This is a genomic window from Hydrogenophaga sp. (assembly GCF_026125825.1).
Taxonomy (GTDB): Bacteria; Pseudomonadota; Gammaproteobacteria; order Burkholderiales; family Burkholderiaceae_C; genus Hydrogenophaga.
The window spans coordinates 15,826-33,698 of the sequence record NZ_JAHCKK010000052.1 but is presented as its reverse complement, the minus strand read 5'-3'; the positions used below and the strand labels follow the sequence as shown (position 1 = coordinate 33,698).

17 protein-coding genes and 3 pseudogenes are annotated in these 17,873 nt (G+C 62.6%); 5 read left to right on the top strand and 15 right to left on the bottom strand.

The genetic code is table 11. The features are described 5' to 3' along the window. Window positions 1–76: 76 nt before the first annotated feature. The 4 genes and pseudogenes from KIT86_RS16230 to KIT86_RS16215 form a co-directional block, all read right to left on the bottom strand. Window positions 77–886, bottom strand: coding sequence for a helix-turn-helix transcriptional regulator (locus KIT86_RS16230; RefSeq protein WP_297400195.1), 810 nt, complete (start codon window positions 884–886; stop codon window positions 77–79). A gap of 97 nt (window positions 887–983) precedes the next feature. Then, complete coding sequence (locus KIT86_RS16225) at window positions 984–1,973, bottom strand: tripartite tricarboxylate transporter substrate binding protein (RefSeq protein WP_297400194.1); 990 nt, start codon at window positions 1,971–1,973, stop codon at window positions 984–986. A 34-nt stretch (window positions 1,974–2,007) separates the two neighbouring features. After that, window positions 2,008–3,057, bottom strand: a complete 1,050-nt coding sequence (locus tag KIT86_RS16220) for an aromatic ring-hydroxylating dioxygenase subunit alpha (protein WP_297400192.1) — start codon at window positions 3,055–3,057, stop codon at window positions 2,008–2,010. A 531-nt stretch (window positions 3,058–3,588) separates the two neighbouring features. Continuing rightward, window positions 3,589–3,852, bottom strand: a pseudogene (locus KIT86_RS16215) (IS30 family transposase); the annotation flags it as partial. 71 nt (window positions 3,853–3,923) lie between these two features. On the opposite strand from KIT86_RS16215, the gene KIT86_RS16210 reads away from it, so the two are divergent. Then, the gene (locus KIT86_RS16210; protein WP_297400190.1) at window positions 3,924–5,462 is read left to right on the top strand and encodes an IS3 family transposase; all 1,539 of its coding nucleotides are present in this window, start codon (window positions 3,924–3,926) and stop codon (window positions 5,460–5,462) included. A gap of 34 nt (window positions 5,463–5,496) precedes the next feature. Here KIT86_RS16210 and KIT86_RS16205 read toward each other — a convergent pair whose 3' ends face one another. From KIT86_RS16205 to KIT86_RS16195, 3 genes are read right to left on the bottom strand one after another with little or no spacing between them, the layout of a single operon-like run. Beyond that, on the bottom strand, window positions 5,497–5,829 hold the full coding sequence (locus KIT86_RS16205; protein ID WP_297400188.1) for a hypothetical protein: 333 nt from the start codon (window positions 5,827–5,829) through the stop codon (window positions 5,497–5,499). 15 nt (window positions 5,830–5,844) lie between these two features. Next, window positions 5,845–6,975 carry a hypothetical protein gene (locus KIT86_RS16200; protein ID WP_297400186.1) on the bottom strand — a complete coding sequence of 377 codons (1,131 nt, stop codon included), beginning with the start codon at window positions 6,973–6,975 and terminating at the stop codon, window positions 5,845–5,847. Continuing rightward, complete coding sequence (locus tag KIT86_RS16195; protein ID WP_297400184.1) at window positions 6,972–7,286, bottom strand: DUF4224 domain-containing protein; 315 nt, start codon at window positions 7,284–7,286, stop codon at window positions 6,972–6,974. The genes KIT86_RS16200 and KIT86_RS16195 overlap by 4 nt, the downstream gene beginning before the upstream one ends. A 154-nt stretch (window positions 7,287–7,440) precedes the next feature. Here KIT86_RS16195 and KIT86_RS16190 point away from each other — a divergent pair, with 154 nt between their 5' ends. Further along, a complete protein-coding gene (locus KIT86_RS16190) occupies window positions 7,441–8,202 on the top strand; it encodes a hypothetical protein (protein ID WP_297400182.1) in 762 nt (253 codons plus the stop codon). 163 nt (window positions 8,203–8,365) lie between these two features. On the opposite strand, the pseudogene KIT86_RS16185 reads toward KIT86_RS16190, so the two are convergent. The 4 genes and pseudogenes from KIT86_RS16185 to KIT86_RS16170 form a co-directional block, all read right to left on the bottom strand. Then, window positions 8,366–8,524, bottom strand: a pseudogene (locus KIT86_RS16185) (aldo/keto reductase); the annotation flags it as partial. Window positions 8,525–8,991: 467 nt separating this feature from the next. Then, window positions 8,992–9,165 (bottom strand): annotated as a pseudogene (locus KIT86_RS16180) (transposase); the annotation flags it as partial. Window positions 9,166–9,294: 129 nt separating this feature from the next. Continuing rightward, complete coding sequence (locus KIT86_RS16175; protein ID WP_297400180.1) at window positions 9,295–10,794, bottom strand: catalase; 1,500 nt, start codon at window positions 10,792–10,794, stop codon at window positions 9,295–9,297. A gap of 231 nt (window positions 10,795–11,025) precedes the next feature. Beyond that, complete coding sequence (locus KIT86_RS16170) at window positions 11,026–11,271, bottom strand: hypothetical protein (RefSeq protein ID WP_297400178.1); 246 nt, start codon at window positions 11,269–11,271, stop codon at window positions 11,026–11,028. Between the two features lie 168 nt (window positions 11,272–11,439). On the opposite strand from KIT86_RS16170, the gene KIT86_RS16165 reads away from it, so the two are divergent. From KIT86_RS16165 to KIT86_RS16155, 3 genes are all read left to right on the top strand, one after another. After that, complete coding sequence (locus KIT86_RS16165; RefSeq protein WP_297400197.1) at window positions 11,440–11,919, top strand: cupin domain-containing protein; 480 nt, start codon at window positions 11,440–11,442, stop codon at window positions 11,917–11,919. A gap of 349 nt (window positions 11,920–12,268) precedes the next feature. Beyond that, window positions 12,269–14,638, top strand: a complete 2,370-nt coding sequence (locus KIT86_RS16160; protein ID WP_297400176.1) for a heavy metal translocating P-type ATPase — start codon at window positions 12,269–12,271, stop codon at window positions 14,636–14,638. Between the two features lie 159 nt (window positions 14,639–14,797). Next, on the top strand, window positions 14,798–15,112 hold the full coding sequence (locus KIT86_RS16155) for a hypothetical protein (protein WP_297400174.1): 315 nt from the start codon (window positions 14,798–14,800) through the stop codon (window positions 15,110–15,112). A gap of 171 nt (window positions 15,113–15,283) precedes the next feature. On the opposite strand, the gene KIT86_RS16150 is transcribed toward KIT86_RS16155, so the two are convergent. The 4 genes from KIT86_RS16150 to KIT86_RS16135 all read right to left on the bottom strand — a co-directional run bounded on the left by KIT86_RS16150 (window position 15,284) and on the right by KIT86_RS16135 (window position 17,861). Continuing rightward, the gene (locus KIT86_RS16150; RefSeq protein ID WP_297400173.1) at window positions 15,284–15,610 is read right to left on the bottom strand and encodes a hypothetical protein; all 327 of its coding nucleotides are present in this window, start codon (window positions 15,608–15,610) and stop codon (window positions 15,284–15,286) included. Between the two features lie 374 nt (window positions 15,611–15,984). Further along, complete coding sequence (locus KIT86_RS16145) at window positions 15,985–16,566, bottom strand: hypothetical protein (protein ID WP_297400170.1); 582 nt, start codon at window positions 16,564–16,566, stop codon at window positions 15,985–15,987. Continuing rightward, a complete protein-coding gene (locus tag KIT86_RS16140) occupies window positions 16,563–17,210 on the bottom strand; it encodes an SCO family protein (RefSeq protein ID WP_297400168.1) in 648 nt (215 codons plus the stop codon). The genes KIT86_RS16145 and KIT86_RS16140 overlap by 4 nt, the downstream gene beginning before the upstream one ends. 42 nt (window positions 17,211–17,252) lie before the next feature. Beyond that, entirely contained in the window at window positions 17,253–17,861 is a 609-nt protein-coding gene (locus KIT86_RS16135) for a cytochrome c (RefSeq protein ID WP_297400166.1), read from the bottom strand. Window positions 17,862–17,873: the final 12 nt, after the last annotated feature.

Below are 17,873 nucleotides of genomic sequence, written 5' to 3'. Positions count from 1 at the left end.
TGAATACACCAGCCAGAAAAGCTTCTACTGGGGCCTCAACGAAGCGCCCATGCCCTGGTGCCTCTGAGGCCCGCGCTCAGTTTGAGAGCAGCAGCAACTCGCTGCGCGCCTCGATGCCCAGCTTGATGTAGGCGCGTTTGCGCAGCGTCTGCACCGTGGAGGGAGCCACGCCCATGTCTGCGGCGATGGCATCGACACTGAGGCCATCGACGATGCCCACGCAGACCTCGCGCTCGCGCCCCGACAACCGTGGTGCCCGCTGCAGCAGGTTCTGCTCGACCAGGGCCTTGCGCGCCTGCGCATGCAGGCGCTGCCGTCGCACGTGCAGGGCGTTGAGGTGCACCTTGCGCAGGATGGGCGCGATCGCGGTCAGGCGGTCGATCTCTCGGGGCGCGAAGGGTCCGCAGGACACATCGCGATAGAGATTGATGACAAAGGCGGTGCGGGCCACCGGCGCATAGAGCAGGCTGAGCCGGCCGGTGAGCTTCGAGTGCTCGAAAATCTCCTGCCGCCAGCAGATGTCCGGAATGTCATCCAGCCCATAGTGCATCACGGTCACGTCTGGCGAGGGATGCACCTCCTGCTGCACCCGGCCGGCCAGGTGAGTGACCTCGTCGAGCTGGCTGTACTGCCGCTTGTAGCGGGCAAAGCACTCGCCCGTGATGTTGGGCAGGTGGTCGCGGTGCGTGCATCCATCCACCTGCGAGGGCACCGCCCCCGCGTACTCGACCAGCGAGAGGTAGTCCACCGCCACGTGGGCGTTGATGAAGTTCAGCAAGCCGCGCGCGGGCGCGGTGCTCGTCGGCACATCGAGCAAGAGGTTCATGGCCGCCGCGTCCACAGGGTGGCCGGGCGGTGGGGTGAGGACATTCCAGGTGGAGCGCATGGCGCCGCCAGTTTGAAAGCTCGCCCGCAGGGCACCAATAGGACTTACCCGGCCAGCCGGCCAAAGGCCTCTGATCGACCCGCCGGGCACTCGCCTTCTATTGCGCCACCAGCCCGAAATCCTTGATGCGCTTGAGGATCACCTCGGCTTCTGCGCGGTGGCTGGCTTCGAACTCCCTGGGCGTGCTGTTCATGATGTCCAGGCCCCGCTCGTTCATCAAGCGCCCGACCTCGGGATCTGCCAGCACCTTCCGGATCTCGTCGGCGAGCTTCTTCATCACGGACTCGGGCGTCCTGGCGGGCGCGACAAAGGCGATGTACACGGCCGCATCGAACAACGGGTCGTCGAAACCCTGCTCCCGCATGGTCGGGACCTGCGGCAGGGCCGGTGAACGCTCCCTGCCCATGATGGCCAGCGCGGTCACCTTGCCCGCCAACACGTGCTGCTTGGCCAGCCCGGCCGAGGTCAATCCCACGCTGACGGTTTTCGACAGCAGGTCGGCCATCACGGGTGCCTCGCCGCGCTGCGGCACATGGACCATCTCTGCACCGATGATGCGATTGAGCTGTTCGCCCGCCAGGTGGCCCAGGCCACCGGGCCCCCAGGAGCCATAGGTCAGCTTGCCGCGCTGCTCGGCCGCGTACCGCCGGAAGTCGGCCATGTTCTTGACAGGCAGGTCGGCGTTCGCCGAAATCACCGCCGGGCTGCGGACAGCCTGCGTGATGTAGCTGAAATCCTTGAACGGGTCGTACGACAGCGTCTTGTACATCGCCACGTTGTTGATCAAGGTGTCGCCCAGGGTCACCAGCAGGGTGTACCCGTCCGGTGCCGCGCGCGCCACCTCGGAAGCGCCCAGGGCGCCGTTTGCCCCCGCCTTGTTGTCTACGATCACGGGTTGGCCAAGCTGCTTGGACAACCGCTCGCCGACCGTTCGGGCGACGAAGTCCGTGGCGCCGCCCGCGGCCGCGGAGGCCACCAGGCGGATGGGCTTTTGGGGGAATGCGGCGGACGCCTGCGCGAGCACTGTCAGGGGCAGTGCGGCCACGCCAGCGAGTGCCAGCATGCGGATGAAAACACGGCGGATCATGGGGTTGTCTCCTGTGGGTGGGTGTCGTTTTTTTCTAGCCAGCGACGACCGTCGCGGGGGCAGGCGCGCTGCCGCGCTCCTTCGCCAGTTCGCTGTCCACGAGGCGGCGGAATTGCACCAGCGCCTGGTCCATCGCCATGGGCAGCATGGGTGCGGCAGGGTCGAGAAGCAGGTTGCGGTACTGGGCCGTGATGATCGAGCGGTCTTCCTCGAAGGCGGCAAGCAGTCCCTGGAAGATGGTGGCCGTGGTCTCGGGAATGGGCGCGGGGGCGTGGTAGGCCTGCTGGAAAAAGTAGTGGGTGGACGTTGCCGTCTCGGGCGTCAGCGTCTGGCAACTGTGCAGCCGGACCGCGCCCGCCATGTCGCCCTCGGCCTGGCCCGTGGGCCGCCCACCGGAGTCCATGATGAGGGTGCCGGGCAGCAGGAAGTCGTAGACGAACCAGCGGTCGACGTTGCCCTCGAACTCGTGAAACGACCGCCAATACGCGGAAGGCGGCACGTCCGGCACGTGGCGGGTGACCCGAATGCCCTGCGGCACCCGCTGCACCTCGGGTTTGGACTGGGCGATCCGCGTGGAACCGCCCAGGGTGTTCTCATGCACGTACGACAAGTGCGAAAAGTCGAGCAGGTTGTCGCAGATGAGCATGTAGGGCGTCTCATAGTGCAGATAGCCCGGCTGGTAGTGCCACTCGGGGTGGTCGCAGGAGAAGTTGTCCGGCAGCAAGGCGGTGTCCGCAAGCCCCGGATCGCCCATCCAGACGAACACCCACCGGTTGCGCACGGCCACCGGGTAGCTGCGCACCTTTGCCTTGATGGGGATGCGGTCGAGGCCAGGCGCTTCGACGCAGGCCCCCTCCGGTGAAAACTTCAGCCCGTGATAGCCACAGCGCACGCAGTCCCCCTCGCGCCGACCGGCGGACAGGGGGGCGAGGCGGTGGCAGCACCGGTCCTCCATCGCGACCGTCTCGCCGGTGGACAGGCGGTACAGGAGCAAGGGCTCGCCCAGAATGACGCGGGAAAACAGCCCTTGATCGGGGATCTCGTGCGCCCAGGCGGCGACGTACCAGCAGTTTCGAATGAACATGTGATTGGCTTCCATCGTGGATGGATGCCAATCTAGAGGAGGGTCGTTCGCCCGTCTGTCCTCCGCATGGGGGACAGCGCCACACGGCGCCATGGAAAGCGCCCACCGCAGATGGAGGCCGCGTGAGGCATTCGGGGGGGCCAGAAACCAAAATGGGCTACGCGATTGCTCGCGTAACCCATGGAATTTTGGCGGAGTGGACGGGGCTCGAACCCGCGACCCCCGGCGTGACAGGCCGGAGGATGAACTGAGCATTCATGCGGCCTCGGACATGATTTCTGTTCCAAAAACTGGAAATTCGGTGCAGGAATGACGCGGGTTCTGCAAGGACTATTCCAAAAAAACCGATGGCGCAATGTGCCTCAACTGTGTCCGCGCATGCGCTGCGGAGCATTGATCGATGTCAAGCAGCTTGATCTTGTGAGACACGTCAAGGGACCTATCCGCAAGCCGAGTGGCGCTTCTGCACCCATCCTGGGAGGGCATGGCCTCTTGCGGCTACCCTAGCAAAGGCGGCTATGAGTGGCGGATTCAACCGGTCGATGCAACAGATTCGCTGAACATTTCAGCGGGGGTGCGGAAGCCAAGTGTCTTGCGTGGCCTCTCATTCAATTGTCTCGCGATTGCGTTGAGCTGAAGCTGTGAGAAACCCGAGAGATCTATGCCCTTCGGCATGTACTGCCTGAGGAGCCCATTGGTGTTCTCGTTGCTGCCGCGTTGCCAAGGACTCTGAGGATCACAGAAATAAACTTGGATGTCGGTGGCCATCGTGAATCGCTTGTGACCATGCATTTCGGTGTTGTCTTCCACTGAAAACTGACCCAGTGGGGGTGCGGATGAAATCTTGGACTACCAGGAGGTAGTTCATGTATTCCTACGAAGACAGAATTCGAGCGGTCCAGCTCTACATCAAGCTGGACAAGCGCATCAGGGCAACCATCCGTCAACTCGGTTACCCAACCAAGAATGCCCTGAAGAGCTGGCACCGTGAGTACGAACGACGTTCGGCTCTGCCTGAGGGCTATGCGGGCCGGCCTCCCAAGTACTCGCAGGATCAGAAGCAGGCGGCTATTGCGCACTACCTTGCGCATGATCGCTGCATTGCTGCAACGATGAGGGCATTGGGATACCCAGGCCGGGGTACGTTGACCGCCTGGATTCGCGACGCACTTCCTGAGAGCAGGAGAGTCGCCGTTGGCACCGCCGGCCGGCGAAGATATTCCGAGACATTGAAACAGGCGGGCGTCATGGAGCTCTGCACGCGGCAGGAAGGTGCGCAAGCCGTGGCAGAAAAACTGGGCGTATGCAGGCCGACGCTGTACAACTGGAAGAACCAGCTACTCGGCCGCGAGGCGCCCGCATCCATGAAACGCCAGAACCACCCAACACCATCACCTGAGCGAGCGGAGCTGGAGCAACAGCTCGAATCCCTGCAACGCGACATCCGCCAACTGCAGCTCGAACGCGATCTCTTGAAGAAGGCCAATGAACTGCTAAAAAAAGGCCTGGGCGTCGATCTGCATCTCCTGACCAACCGGGAGAAGACATTGCTGGTTGACGCCCTCAAGGTGCTCTATGCCCTGCCAGAGCTCCTGGCTCAGTTGGATCTTGCGCGAAGCTCGTACTTCTACCACCGAGCCCGTGCGCAGGTGGCAGACAAGTACCTTGACGCGCGTCGTGCCATCGCCGACATCTTCGAAACGAACCACTGCTGCTACGGCTACCGCAGGCTGCATGCGTCGCTAAACAGGCAGCACGTCACCATCTCGGAGAAGGTGGTGCAACGGCTGATGAAGCAGGAAAGCCTCATCGTTCCAAAGCCCAGAAAGCGCAGGTACGTATCGTACTTAGGCGAGATCAGTCCGGCGCCTGAGAACATCATCAACCGAGACTTCCAGGCCGCGGCGCCCAATGAGAAGTGGCTCACTGACATCACTGAGTTCCAGATCCCGGCTGGCAAGGTGTACCTGTCACCCATGATCGATTGCTTCGATGGGATGGTGGTGAGCTGGACCATTGGAACCAGCCCAGACGCCGAGCTCGTCAACACGATGCTGGATGCCGCGATTGAGACGGTGGTGGGAACCACCGACCGGCCTGTGGTTCACTCCGATCGTGGTGGCCACTATCGCTGGTCAGGTTGGCTGGCAAGAATGAGCGATGCGAACCTCACCCGCTCGATGTCTCGCAAAGCCTGTTCACCTGACAACGCGGCCTGCGAAGGGTTCTTCGGTCGACTTAAGACCGAACTGTTCTACCCTCGGGACTGGAGAGGCACCACCGTTGAGAAATTCATTGAAGTGATTGACTCCTACATCCGCTGGTACAACGAGAAGCGGATCAAGATATCTCTGGGCTCTCTCAGCCCCATCGAGTACCGAGAGAGTCTTGAACTTACGGCATAAACCAGTCCAAGTATTTGTCCGCACCCCCCTCGGGTCAGAGATCAGTGGAATTCAACACACACATCCGCTCAGACGACAAGGAGATCGGGACCACATCACTCTGTTGGAAGGGTCCGCCGACCCCGGTGTCCGCGAAGACGGCGTTTAACTTCACCAACTTCTTGATTCGCGCCTTCACCCAGAGATGAACAGCCTGGCGAGTGATCGCCACCCTTCTCGGAGGCTCGGCGAGCCAGTTCACGATGTCCTGCATGGACTGACCCTCGCGGGTCATGAGCAGGACTTCCCTGGCGTAGGGCTCCAGCACCCTGCCCTTCGGGCCTGGCTTCGACCCTCCTGCCGGGTGCGCAGAATTGATGTTCGACACTTCGCGTCCTCCCAATCAGCCAGCCGGCTTGGCGATACGCACGCGTCGCCGGTCGTAGACCTGCCGCACCATTCGCTCGCTGCTGTGCATAGTCGCGTCGACCACATCGCGGTCGCCTCGAGCCATCTTGTCGCTGACACCTTTGGGGCGGCAGTCCTGAAGGGAGAACTTCGTGAACGCGACCTTGCGGTCCCCGGCCTCCTTCATGCACTCGGCCATGAGCTTTGCGAGGGTCGCCTTCCAGCCTCCCTTTGTGTACCGCTCGCCGCTCATATTTCCGAACACATACCAGTCGCCCGCAAGTTCACGGCGTTTAGTGGCGAGCGCTTCGTCGATGGTTACCCTGAGCGCCGGGCTCCATTCAATGAGGCCAACCTTCATTGCCTCACCGCGCTGCCGCTTCGCAGCCTGCCACTCGATGCCGTCTTCGCGAATTTGCTGGCGTGTCAACCCGCGTACCTCGACCGAGCGCCGCACGCAGAGAAACGCAGTCTTGAGCGCCAACGCGACGATGTGCTGAGGGCCACCCATGCGCCTTCCGACCTCGACCGCGAGGGCGAGTTCGCCGTCGGTCACATAACGGTCGGTTTTCTGTGTTGCCAGCTTCTCGACGCTGGCGAACGGGTTCGCCTCAATGCGTCGCGTGCGCACGGCGAACTCGAAGATGACGCGACCCAGCGCAATTTCCTTGTTTCCCTTTTCCGCGCGAGGACGAGGCTGACCATGCTTGTCCCGAGCGAGGAGGCAGGCATCGAGGTAGTCGTATGCATCGCCTTTTTTGATGTCGACGACGCGCCACGCTCCCCAGGCCTTGCACAGCATGGCCGCTTCGCGCCTGTTCTCCTTGAGCGTGCTGTCCGCTCGCTTCTGGACGGCTAGTGCAGGAAGTCGCTCCTGCCATACGAACCATGTGTCGCATAGCGCCTGGAAGCTATCGTCCGAAGGCTTGCCGAGCCGCAGGGTTGCAGAACGGCTGGTTGCTTCACTACGCAGGTCGAGGATGCGCGCTTTGTCGGCAATGTCGCACTGCAACCGGAACTCCCAGCTGCCGTTCGGATTCTTGTAGCCAATGGAGTAGCGGAGCTTGCCCCGTCGTTCATAGACGCGGAATGGCAATCCGTCGGGCCGGTCCCTGCGGCGGATCACAACGACCCCGCCGTCATGAACGAGTAGTTGGCTTTCTTCGTGCGCTCAGGCTGAATGCCGGACAACCGCGCGTCCCGATACGCGCGCAGAACTTTCGGGATATCGCCACGGCGTGCAGGCGGTTCATGCACCCACCCGCGTGACTCGAGCCACACGCTCATGCGCTTGGGTTGCATCGTGCCAGTGAGGGCGCTGAGCTCCTCGCGAGACATGAGATCGTCAAAAGGGCGTGGAGCGGCTTCGCCATCAGATAACGAATAGTATTTGTTATCTGCAAGAGCGACCTGGAAATATCCTGAGCGGCGATTCATCTAAAGTTTAACTGCTAGACTTGATACCAGAGAGCATAACTCTTCGCCACGCATCACAAAGCAGTCAATTCTATTCGTTATATCGTATTTGTTACAACCAACAGGAGCATCAATGGGAAGAACAACCAGCTGGCTAGCCGAACAACGTCCTGCAATGATCGAGATCCTTGCTGAAATGGAGCGCAACTCTCCGTACGCAGGCGGCGGCGAAACCCACGGCGACTTGGGCATGCTGCTTATGCAACTTTCGCGCGTTGCGGCCGGCACAGGTGGGCGCCCACGGTCACTACAGGCAATGCGCCAAGCGTGGTGGAGGTGGACCACCGATGGGCCTCAAGCAGCGACGCCGCCCATGCAGGACTTAGCATTGATGGTTCGCCACGCCAAGAACCACGGCTGGCTACAGCAGTTGAAGCAGCCTGACTGCTTGTCGCTCGTCAGCAGGCTGATGGAGGAGCTGAACAAGAAGCGAGCGTCACAATATCGGTTGCGAGAAGTCGCATGGGGACCGACGGTGCGCATCGCGGTTGAGGGCTTCGCCGACTTCCTCGAAGCGCGGATTTCTCAGCACGCGGATGGGGATGGAGAGGCCGTCATCTTTCCTGACCCAATGATGGTTCAGGAAGAGGTAGAAACGATGCTCACGGAAGTAATCGAGCGGGTGCTTATCAGTCTCGATACACCACGTGAACTATTCAAGGATCCGCACGAGACGGACTCCTTCCTTCAGCCGTTTGAAGGCTGGCCTGACACGTTTCGAAAACTTGCGTCGAATATGTCTGACATCCTGAACAGTGCAGCGAAGGAGTACGAGAACTTTGAAGCCTCGTACTTCCCATCGCCAGCCGAGTCAAGCAACAGCCCGCGTCGGATCAATCTCTTTGGCGCACGGCCGATCGATCCTGAAGAGGAATAGACCCTGTCTTCTGTCCACAAGATGCAGCAGTACCCGGGTGTGACTTTTCAACCTAGCACCACCTTGAAGTTACGCCCCGCCAAGAGACAATAGTCCACCATTTGTCCCCTTTGGACTGAGCGCAAGTGACGCCAAATGAAGGCACTTGCAGGGTTCGGCGGGTCTTGGCCTGCTGGATGAGATCCTTCACCGTTCCAGCAACATCCTCGATGGGCACATCTGGATCGACGCGGTACTGGCATAGCGGATCGATGTAGTCGGTCCGCAAGCGCTTCAACATGCCGTCGACAGCGGCCCGTATGTGCTCGGGTCGGCTGTTCACGCGACCAGAATGTGCGTCGGCCTCAGGGTCGATGTCCCAGTCAAACTTGCTGCGCATTTTTTCCCACTCTGGTTGTAGTTCTGGCCGAAGGTACACGCGCATTCGAGCGGTGCACGGTGCTTCTTGCACCGCTGCACATGATCGCGACATCGGCCACGGCCGTCCAATTCCTTTTCGCTTGGCAACCTCTTCGTACCGGGAATACCGTTGCAAGGTTGACCGAGGCCGGTGTGGGTGGACGACGCTGGCCACCCACACCTTAAAACTGAGGTTGAAACTGATGTAACCGCAGTGCGGTTCACGTTGGCCCATGCTCGCCCTACATTGTCGAACGCCCTAGGGAAGGTCTGCACAATCCCCGTCGCGACGAGGGCTGATGCACGAGGTTTCAGATGGCGGCATCTGAACGCCGATCCGGGGTGTTCGAGGGCCGATTTGCGGCCCATTGCGGGCCCCGTGGGGCGCACCTATCCCCGGGCCTCCTTCAAGAGCGTTCGGCGCACCATCCACAGATTGGAGAGCGCGAACAGCGTGTGCAACTGCGCCGTGTTCTTGGCAAGCCCACGATAGCGCACCTTCACATGCCCGAACTGGCGCTTGATGTCACGGAACGGGTGCTCCACCGAACTCAAGACACTAGCTGGTCGGACGCGCGCCCACGCGCACCATCAGGGCGTCATCTTGCTCTGCGGCAGCGTTCTCGGCGCTGCACGCGCGACGTTCCAGCCGCCCGCACGTGCAGTTCGCCGAAGACGAAGCGCCGCAGCGCCTCAACCTTCTCCCATCCCTTCCGCGGGCTTGCCGGTACTGCCGGTGCGCACCTTCTGCTCAATGCGTTTGCCGACGTCGACGTCCACACTTTTCCAGTAGTCGAAAGCGCGTTCGAGCACGGGGCTGCGCACCCCGCCCAGCAGACTGCCAACGACCTGGTCCACCAGCGCCTGGCGCTGCGCATCGTTGAACACCTCGCGCATCAGGATGCCGGGCTGGGTGAAGTCGTCGTCGTCCGCGCGCAGGGTGTAGGCGCTGCGTACCATCTCGCCGTCGGCCTCCCAGCCATCATCAGCCTTGCCGGTCTGGTCGGCCCAGGGCCGGCCACCGCTGTTGGGCACGTACACCGGCGCAGCACCACTGTGGTGGTAGGTCATCTGACCATCGAACATGTAGCTGTTCACCGGCACCTTGGGCTGGTTGACGGGCAACTGGTGGAAGTTGGTGCCGATACGGTTGCGCTGGGCATCGGCGTAGGCGAACGCGCGGCCCAGCAGCATCTTGTCGGGCGACAGGCCAATGCCGGGTACGGTGTTGCCTGGGGAGAACGCGGCCTGCTCGATCTGGGCGAAGAAGTTCTCGGGGTTGCGGTTCAGCGTCATGGTGCCGACCTGGATCAGCGGGTAGTCCTTGTGCGACCAGGTCTTGGTCAGGTCGAACGGGTTGATGCGGTACTTCTTCGCATCGGCATACGGCATCACCTGGACCGACATCACCCAGCGCGGATGCTTGCCGGCGGCGATGGCGTCGAACAGGTCCCGACGGTGGAAGTCGGCATCGCTACCGGCCATGGCGGCGGCTTCGGCGTTGTTGAAGAACGCCATGCCCTGCTGGGTGTGGAAGTGGTACTTGACCCAGAATTTCTCGCCGGCCGCGTTGATCCACATGTAGGTGTGGGAACCGTAGCCGTTCATCTCGCGCCAGCTGCGCGGCAGGCCACGCTCGCCCATCAGGTAGGTCACCTGGTGGGCGGTTTCCGGGTTGTTGGTCCAGAAGTCCCACTGCATGTGGTTGTCGCGCAGGCCGGAGTCGGGCAGGCGCTTCTGGCTGCGGATGAAGTGCGGAAACTTCATCGGGTCGCGCACGAAGAACACCGGGGTGTTGTTACCCACCAGGTCGTAGTTGCCTTCGGTGGTGTAGAACTTCAGCGAGAAGCCGCGCACGTCGCGCCAGGTGTCGGGGCTGCCCGACTCGCCGGCCACGGTGGAGAAGCGCGCCAGCATCTCGGTGGACGCGCCTTTCTGGAACAACGCCGCCTTGGTGTACCTGGAAACGTCCGCGGTGGTCTCGAACACGCCGAAGGCACCAGCGCCTTTGGCATGCGGTTGGCGCTCGGGCACCTTCTCGCGGTTGAAGTGCGCCATCTGCTCAAGGAAATGCACGTCATGCAGGACGATCGGGCCATCCGCACCAATGGTCAGCGAATTGCGGTCGCTGACCGCGGGGGCGCCAGCGCCTGTGGTGGATGCAAGAGGCGTTTTGTTGACTGAATTTGTCATCTCGCGATTCCTTTTTTCGAGGGGGAATGGGACGGTGCATGTTCGCAGGAATCTGGCGCCAGGGAATGGGGGTTTCCATGACACACGCGCCACTCGATCAGCTCTTCCACGACCCATGGTTATGGGCTGCCGCGTGCCTGGTCTTTGCCGGTCATGGCGGTGGCCCGCTATCGGTCGATCGAAAGCTCCTGAGAAGGAGTTCTGAGCCAGGTTGCGATGACGACGCGGGCGTCAACGCCAGAGCCGCTCGACGCCCGTCGGGTTCTCCCCGACCACGGGACCGATGATGTCTTCCATGATGCCCCAGAAGCGTTCGACGCGGGCGCGGCCGGACATGCAATCGGAAGCCAGCGGGGTTCGTGTTCGGTGACCGACGAAGTCGACGCAGTCAGTGATTGACAGCACCCCAAGGGTCAAGATGTGATGAACGGCCGTATACGGCGACTCCGCCCCCCACCACCCATTGACCTGCATCAAGGGGGTTCAGCAGCTTTTTGGCTCCAATTGTTTTGGGATTCATAAACGACACATCGATTCACGAATGAATCGATTTCAGCATTGAACGCATCCAAACTGACATTGAAAAAGGAAACCGATATAAACACCGCTGCCGCCCAACGCCCAGCCATTCGGCCACCCGCCGATATGAACTTGGCCCAATGGATGAAGAGCCGCATGGCCACCCGAGCCACTCGACGCTATGACTGGGAAGCGCTGAAGTTCCAAGCCGACCTGGACCCCAAATACCGCCGAGCGCAGATGCGCTATGTGGGCACCGGTGCCACTGGCGTTGCCGATGACGCCGACACGGTGCAGGCCGAGCATTTCACCTTTTCAACCATGATCCTGCCGGTGGGCGCTGAAGGCCCGTTGCACATCCACACTGATGTGGAAGAGGTGTTTTTCGTGTTGCGCGGTCGCGTGAAGCTGATCGCCGAATTGGACGGCGAGGCCTGGGAAGCCGAAGCTGGTGAGCGCGACCTGATCTCCTGGCCGGTGGGCGTGTACCGCGGCGTGGTCAACATTGGCGACGAGGAGGCGCTGATGTGCGTCATCGTCGGCGCGTCCAAGCCCATCACACCCACCTATCCGCCCAGCCATCCGCTGTCCAGGATAGAGCGCTGAGCCCGCGCCATGAATGTCGCCGGCTCTCGACAAGAGCACCTTCGGCAGCAGCAAACTGGTGAACTGCGGCTAGTCGACAGTGACGGCAACAACGGCGACGGGCGCGAATAGCTGGCCGTGCCAGACCTTTTCCGGGGGCGTTCCTGCTGTCATCGGCAGCATGTGGTGACGGTGCCGGGGTACTGGTGAGTGGCATCTGTGCAATCGCCCGCCACTGGTTGGCGATCAATTTTCAGGTTCCCCGCCGTTCGCCGGGGCAAGGAAGGCGACACTGAGAATGCTTGATCTTGCCATGGCAGCAAGGTTCACACTGGTATTCCTGCGGAGATGATTGAACGGAAAGGAACCCATGCACACTCAAAATCACCACGACCACGCGGGCCATCACGGCCGCGCGTCGAAACCACTTCATCCTGCGACCGGGCTGAAAGACCCCGTGTGCGGGATGGCGGTCACCGAGCAGTCGCCGCACCACCTGGAGCACGCGGGGCGACCCTACTATTTCTGCAGTTCGAAGTGCCAGGCCCGGTTTGCCGCCGAACCTGCCCGGTTTGTTCACGCCGAGACGGGGAGTCATGCTGTCCCAACACCCGCGCCGCAGGGCAAGCCCGGCACGGTCTACACCTGCCCCATGCACCCGGAGATCCGCCAAGACCACCCCGGCAACTGCCCCAAATGCGGCATGTCGCTGGAGCCGGTCATGCCCGACCTGGATGCCGACGAGAACCCCGAGCTGGTGGACTTCCAACGGCGCTTCTGGTGGACCTTGCCGCTCACGGTGGTGGTCACCGTGCTGGCGATGTTCGGCCACAACCTCGGCTGGTTCGACATGGCCACACAGAGCTGGATCGAGCTGGTGCTGACCGTGCCGATCGTGCTGTGGGCCGGCTGGCCATTCTTTGTGCGCGGCGCGCAATCGATCGTGAACCGCAGCCCCAACATGTGGACGCTCATCAGCCTGGGCACCGGTTCGGCGTTTGTGTACAGCGTGGTGGCCACGGTGGCGCCGCAGGTGTTCCCCGACTCCTTTGTGTCGATGGGGCGGGTGTCGGTGTACTTCGAAGCGGCGGCGGTGATCATCTCGCTGACCTTGTTGGGTCAACTGCTGGAACTCAAGGCACGGTCCCAAACCTCGGCCGCGATCCGCTCATTGCTGGGTCTGGCACCCAAGACCGCGCGGCGCATCGCGGCCGACGGCCAGGAAGAAGACGTGCCGCTGGCCCATGTGCACGTGGGCGACCTGCTGCGTGTGCGCCCCGGCGAGAAGGTGCCGACCGACGGCACCGTGGTCGAGGGCAGCAGCGCACTCGACGAATCGATGCTCACGGGCGAGCCGCTGCCGGTGACCAAGCGGGTCGGTGACAAGCTGATCGGCGCCACGCTCAACACCAGCGGAGCATTGGTGATGCGCTCCGAGCACGTCGGCTCGGACACCGTGCTTTCGCAGATCGTGCAGATGGTCGCCATGGCACAGCGCTCGCGTGCGCCCATGCAGCGCATGGCCGACCAGGTGGCGGGCTACTTTGTCGTGGGTGTCGTGGCGGTGGCGCTGCTCACCTTCTTCGGCTGGGGCTTGTTCGGGCCCGAGCCGAGCTGGGTCTATGCCCTCATCAATGCGGTGGCCGTGTTGATCATAGCGTGCCCCTGTGCCCTGGGCCTGGCCACGCCCATGTCCATCATGGTGGCGACCGGGCGTGGCGCCACCAACGGCGTACTGTTCCGCGACGCCGCCGCCATCGAAAACCTGCGCAAGGTCGACACGCTGATCGTCGACAAGACCGGCACGCTGACCGAAGGGCGCCCCACCTTCGAACGTGCCATCGGGCACGGGAACGTCCCCGAAGATGAGGTCTTGCGCCTCGCCGCCAGTCTGGACCAGGGCAGCGAACACCCGCTGGCCGCCGCCATCGTGACCGCAGCGAAGCAACAGGGGCTCGCGCTCGACAAGCCCGAGCAGTTCGACTCCGAGTCCGGCATCGGGGTCAAGGGTGTCGTGAGCGGCAAGCCCCTGGCCTTGGGCAACACGGCGCTCATGCAACAGCTGGGGGTGGACGTAGCGCCCCTGGCCACCGAGGCCGAAGCGCTGCGCGCGCAGGGTGCCAGCGTCATGTACCTCGCGGTGGACAAGGCACTGGCCGGTCTGCTGGCCGTGTCCGATCCGGTCAAAGCCACCACGGCCGCTGCGCTGGCGTCGCTGCGCCAGGCGAACATCCGCGTGATCATGGCCACCGGCGACGGCCTGACCACCGCACGCTCCGTCGGCCAGCGCCTGGGCATTGATGAGATTCACGGCGAAGTGAAACCAGCCGACAAACTCAAACTCGTGGAGAAACTCCAGGCAGAAGGCCGCGTGGTGGCGATGGCGGGGGATGGCATCAACGACGCGCCAGCGCTGGCGCGCGCCGACGTGGGCATTGCCATGGGCACGGGCACCGACGTGGCCATGAACAGCGCCCAGCTCACCCTGGTCAAAGGCGACCTGCGCGGCATTGCCACGGCCCGCGGGCTCTCGGTGGCGACGGTGGCGAACATGAAGCAGAACCTGGCGTTCGCCTTCGTCTACAACGCCCTGGGCATTCCGCTGGCCGCGGGCTTGCTGTACCCGTTCACCGGCTGGCTGCTGTCACCCATGATCGCTGCGCTGGCCATGAGCCTCAGCTCGGCTTCGGTGATCGGCAACGCGCTGCGGCTGCGCGGTGCCGTGATCCGGGAGGAATAGCCAGGACGCAGCCCGGGCGGGAAGGGACTTTCCTTTCAGCGCGGACGACACGGCAACTGCACCAGGATCGGATGGGATGCCAGTGGTTCAGTGCAGGTTATCAGATGACCTGGACTCGACCATCCCTAGGCGTTGGAGTCTTGATGCTCGAATCACTGAATGTTCAAGAAGCTCTTGTTTCGCATCGCCCTGAACACCGCTCTGCGCGAGCTCGGTATACAAACGACTGCTCTGAATCCGCAATTTCGAAACGAGGTTGTCGATCTGGTGACGAAAAATGGTCTCTCACCCAAGGAAGCGGCCATCGGGATCTACGCTGTGATCGCCGATCGGATGAACGTGATCGACCGCATGGCGGCCCAGGATGTTGTTCGTGAATGGCGACTTCGGCCAGAGGTCCGTGAGACCAACTTTCAGCTCGCGCTCCATGGGCAGTTTTTGGCCTCTCAAACTCCTCCGCTGCGTGAACACTGAAAGACCTAGGATGTCCCCTTTCGCAAGGGCTTGGCAGTCCTCAGACCGAATTCCATTCGGCGAGTCACCTCAGAGAGGACACCGTCATTCGTCGCGGTGCGAACGGGCCGATGACTTCACTAACCGCTCGATCAAGACACGCAACAATACGAACAGCGCGTCGACTTCACCCTACGCCTTGAGTCCCAACCGACGCGCCAGCTTGTGCAGGTTGCGGGGATCCAGTTCCAGCTGGCGCGCGGCTGCCACCCAGTTGTCCTGATGCAGCGCCAACGCTTGGCGCTGGCTGGCCTCGATGACCTCGTGCATCGAATCCAAGCGCGACACGATCACCATTGCACCGGGGACCTGATCTGAAAGCGCGGCCCTGCTAGCGGGCATCTCCAAGGCATCGAGGTCGAGCATGTCAGCCTCCAGCGTGACGATGTCTTTGCGGTCCGCGCCGCGGCTCACCGCCTTCAACGCCGCGCGACTGATCACACGCTCCAGTTCGCGCACATTGCCTGGCCTGTCGGCGAAGAAGGTTCAAAGCATGGAGGACCTTTTTAAGGGCCGGCACTTTGAGCGCGAGATCATCGTGGGCAATGGTATTCATGAACTGGATGGTGCGAACCCGCGCGTACTTCAGCTGTTCGCCAAGGCCGCCCGGTGCACCTTCGGTAACCTGGTGTTCATTTGGCGATGCCACCGGCGCTGCAGGTCGTGCTCAGTTTTTTGGGCAATGCACCAGCGTTGGTGAAGCCAGGACGCCAACAGAGCCAAGCGCGTCACTGACCCTGCGATCCTCCACCGATGTGCCCGATCGCTGCCTCAGATATTGCTTGCATCTGGGTCGTGAAAGCGGTGGCCAATCCTGCGCCAGCATGTCGAAATCAAGAAGCCAGTATCCGCAAACGGCGTGCCACATGTACAAACCATCCGACGACCAGCACACCGCAGAGCCAAAGCAGGCCGCTGGCCAGTTGCTCCTGATCGTCGATCCGGTATGCGTTGCACAGCCGGATCGGGGAATCCTGGTACAGGGTCGCGATGACGACCGTCATCGGTACGACACTGCCCAGAAAAAAGGCCTGAACCACCAGCCCCGCCGCGCGCCAGGAGGGCCGCAGCACGGCGCCGGCAAACAGCAAGGCTGCGACCTTGGCACCTTCGACTCGCAAGTCGACCAACGCCAGGTCGAGCACGCGCGGGATCATCAGCACCGCGAGGAACAAGGCGCAGGCGCCGAGACCGGCAATGCCCAGGACGTTCCATTCGGACAAACGCGTGGCCAGCTTCGACGGCAACGACGCGCCCAGCAGCGCACCCGCCAGCATCACGGCCGGATATTGCACGAGCATGTGCAAGCTCATGCTGGACTCCAGGGCCGGCCGCAGCGGGGGCGCCATCAGCAAGGCCAGCAGCGCGATGCCCATGGCGAACTGAAAGTGGGTCGCCTTGCGTGGCTGCGTCACGGCGCGCTCCCGTCGGCGAGCGCGCGAGAGAACGCCAGCGCCGTCTCCCATTCGTCATGGTCGAACATTCGCACCAGGCGACCTGCCGGATCGACCACCAGCAGCGCGGCATTGTGTTCGAAGCCACCGAGATCGTCGGCAATCACCGTGACCTGGTAGTGATCGAGCAGGCGCTGGCCCACCGACGCGTTGGCGGGATGGGCAACCCGGGCGAAGCGCCAGATGCGCGGGTTGGCCTTCAATCCGGTCGCATAAGCCGCGAGCACAGCAACGTCGTCGTGTTCGGGATCGAAGGTGATCGAAAGCAGTCGCACCTTCGAGGCCAGCGGCGAGCGTTCGCTCTCGGCGATGGTCGATTGCATCTGCTGGAAGGTACTTCCCAAGGCCGCGCACACGCTGACGCAGCGCGTGTACATGAAGTCGACGAGGGTCACGGCGCCCTCGTGTGAAAAAATTTGCGCCAGCGTCTGCCGCTCCAGGCCGGGACCTTCCATCGCGACAGGAAGGGCCGCCAGGGGACGCGTCGCGACCTCCAGGCGGCGTGCGCCTTCGGCGGTCCAGACCCTGAAGTCGAGCGTCAGCCAATGCGCGGCCGCATACGACAGCAGCGCGAACAAGACGCTGGCGATCGTTGTGCGTGTCATGGTGAACCGCCAGTCATCACGCACGGGATGGACCTTGCCGGCTCAGGAGGTCTTGGCGGTCAGGGCTTTCAATTCCGCGCCACCTGCAAACGGTGCTGTGCGGGGATTCCCCTTGCGCTCCTGGTCGAACAGTTCCGGCTGGATCGGCTCGGCCTTGTTCGACCAATTGCCGCGGATGTAGCTTGCGAGCGCTGCCAACTCCGGATCGCCCAGTTGATTGAATGCAGGCATCGCACCCTTGTAGACCGCACCGGCGACCTCCATCTCGCCGGTGACGCCATGCAGCAGGATGTTGGCCACCAGGCGCGGATCGCCGACAACCCATTCCGATCCATCGAGCGGTGGGAAAACGCCGGGCAGCCCTTTGCCGGTGGCCTGATGGCAGGCCACGCAGTTCGCGGTGTAGAGCTGCTTGCCGTCAGGTTGGGCGCCGCCAGCGGCAGGCGCGGGGCCGGACAGCTCGGCGACCGTTCGGCGGTCGCCGAGCCCTGACGTGCCAAACGGGTCTGACAGCAAAATATAGGCCGCTCCGAACAGCACCATGCCGACGGCGACCGCTGCGACCACCAGTGGCATCGGTCGACGCACTTCGTCCGGCTCGGCGTTTTCGCGCTCCTGCGGTGGTCGATGGGGGTCGGTTTCGTTTGACATGCTCAGTTCCCG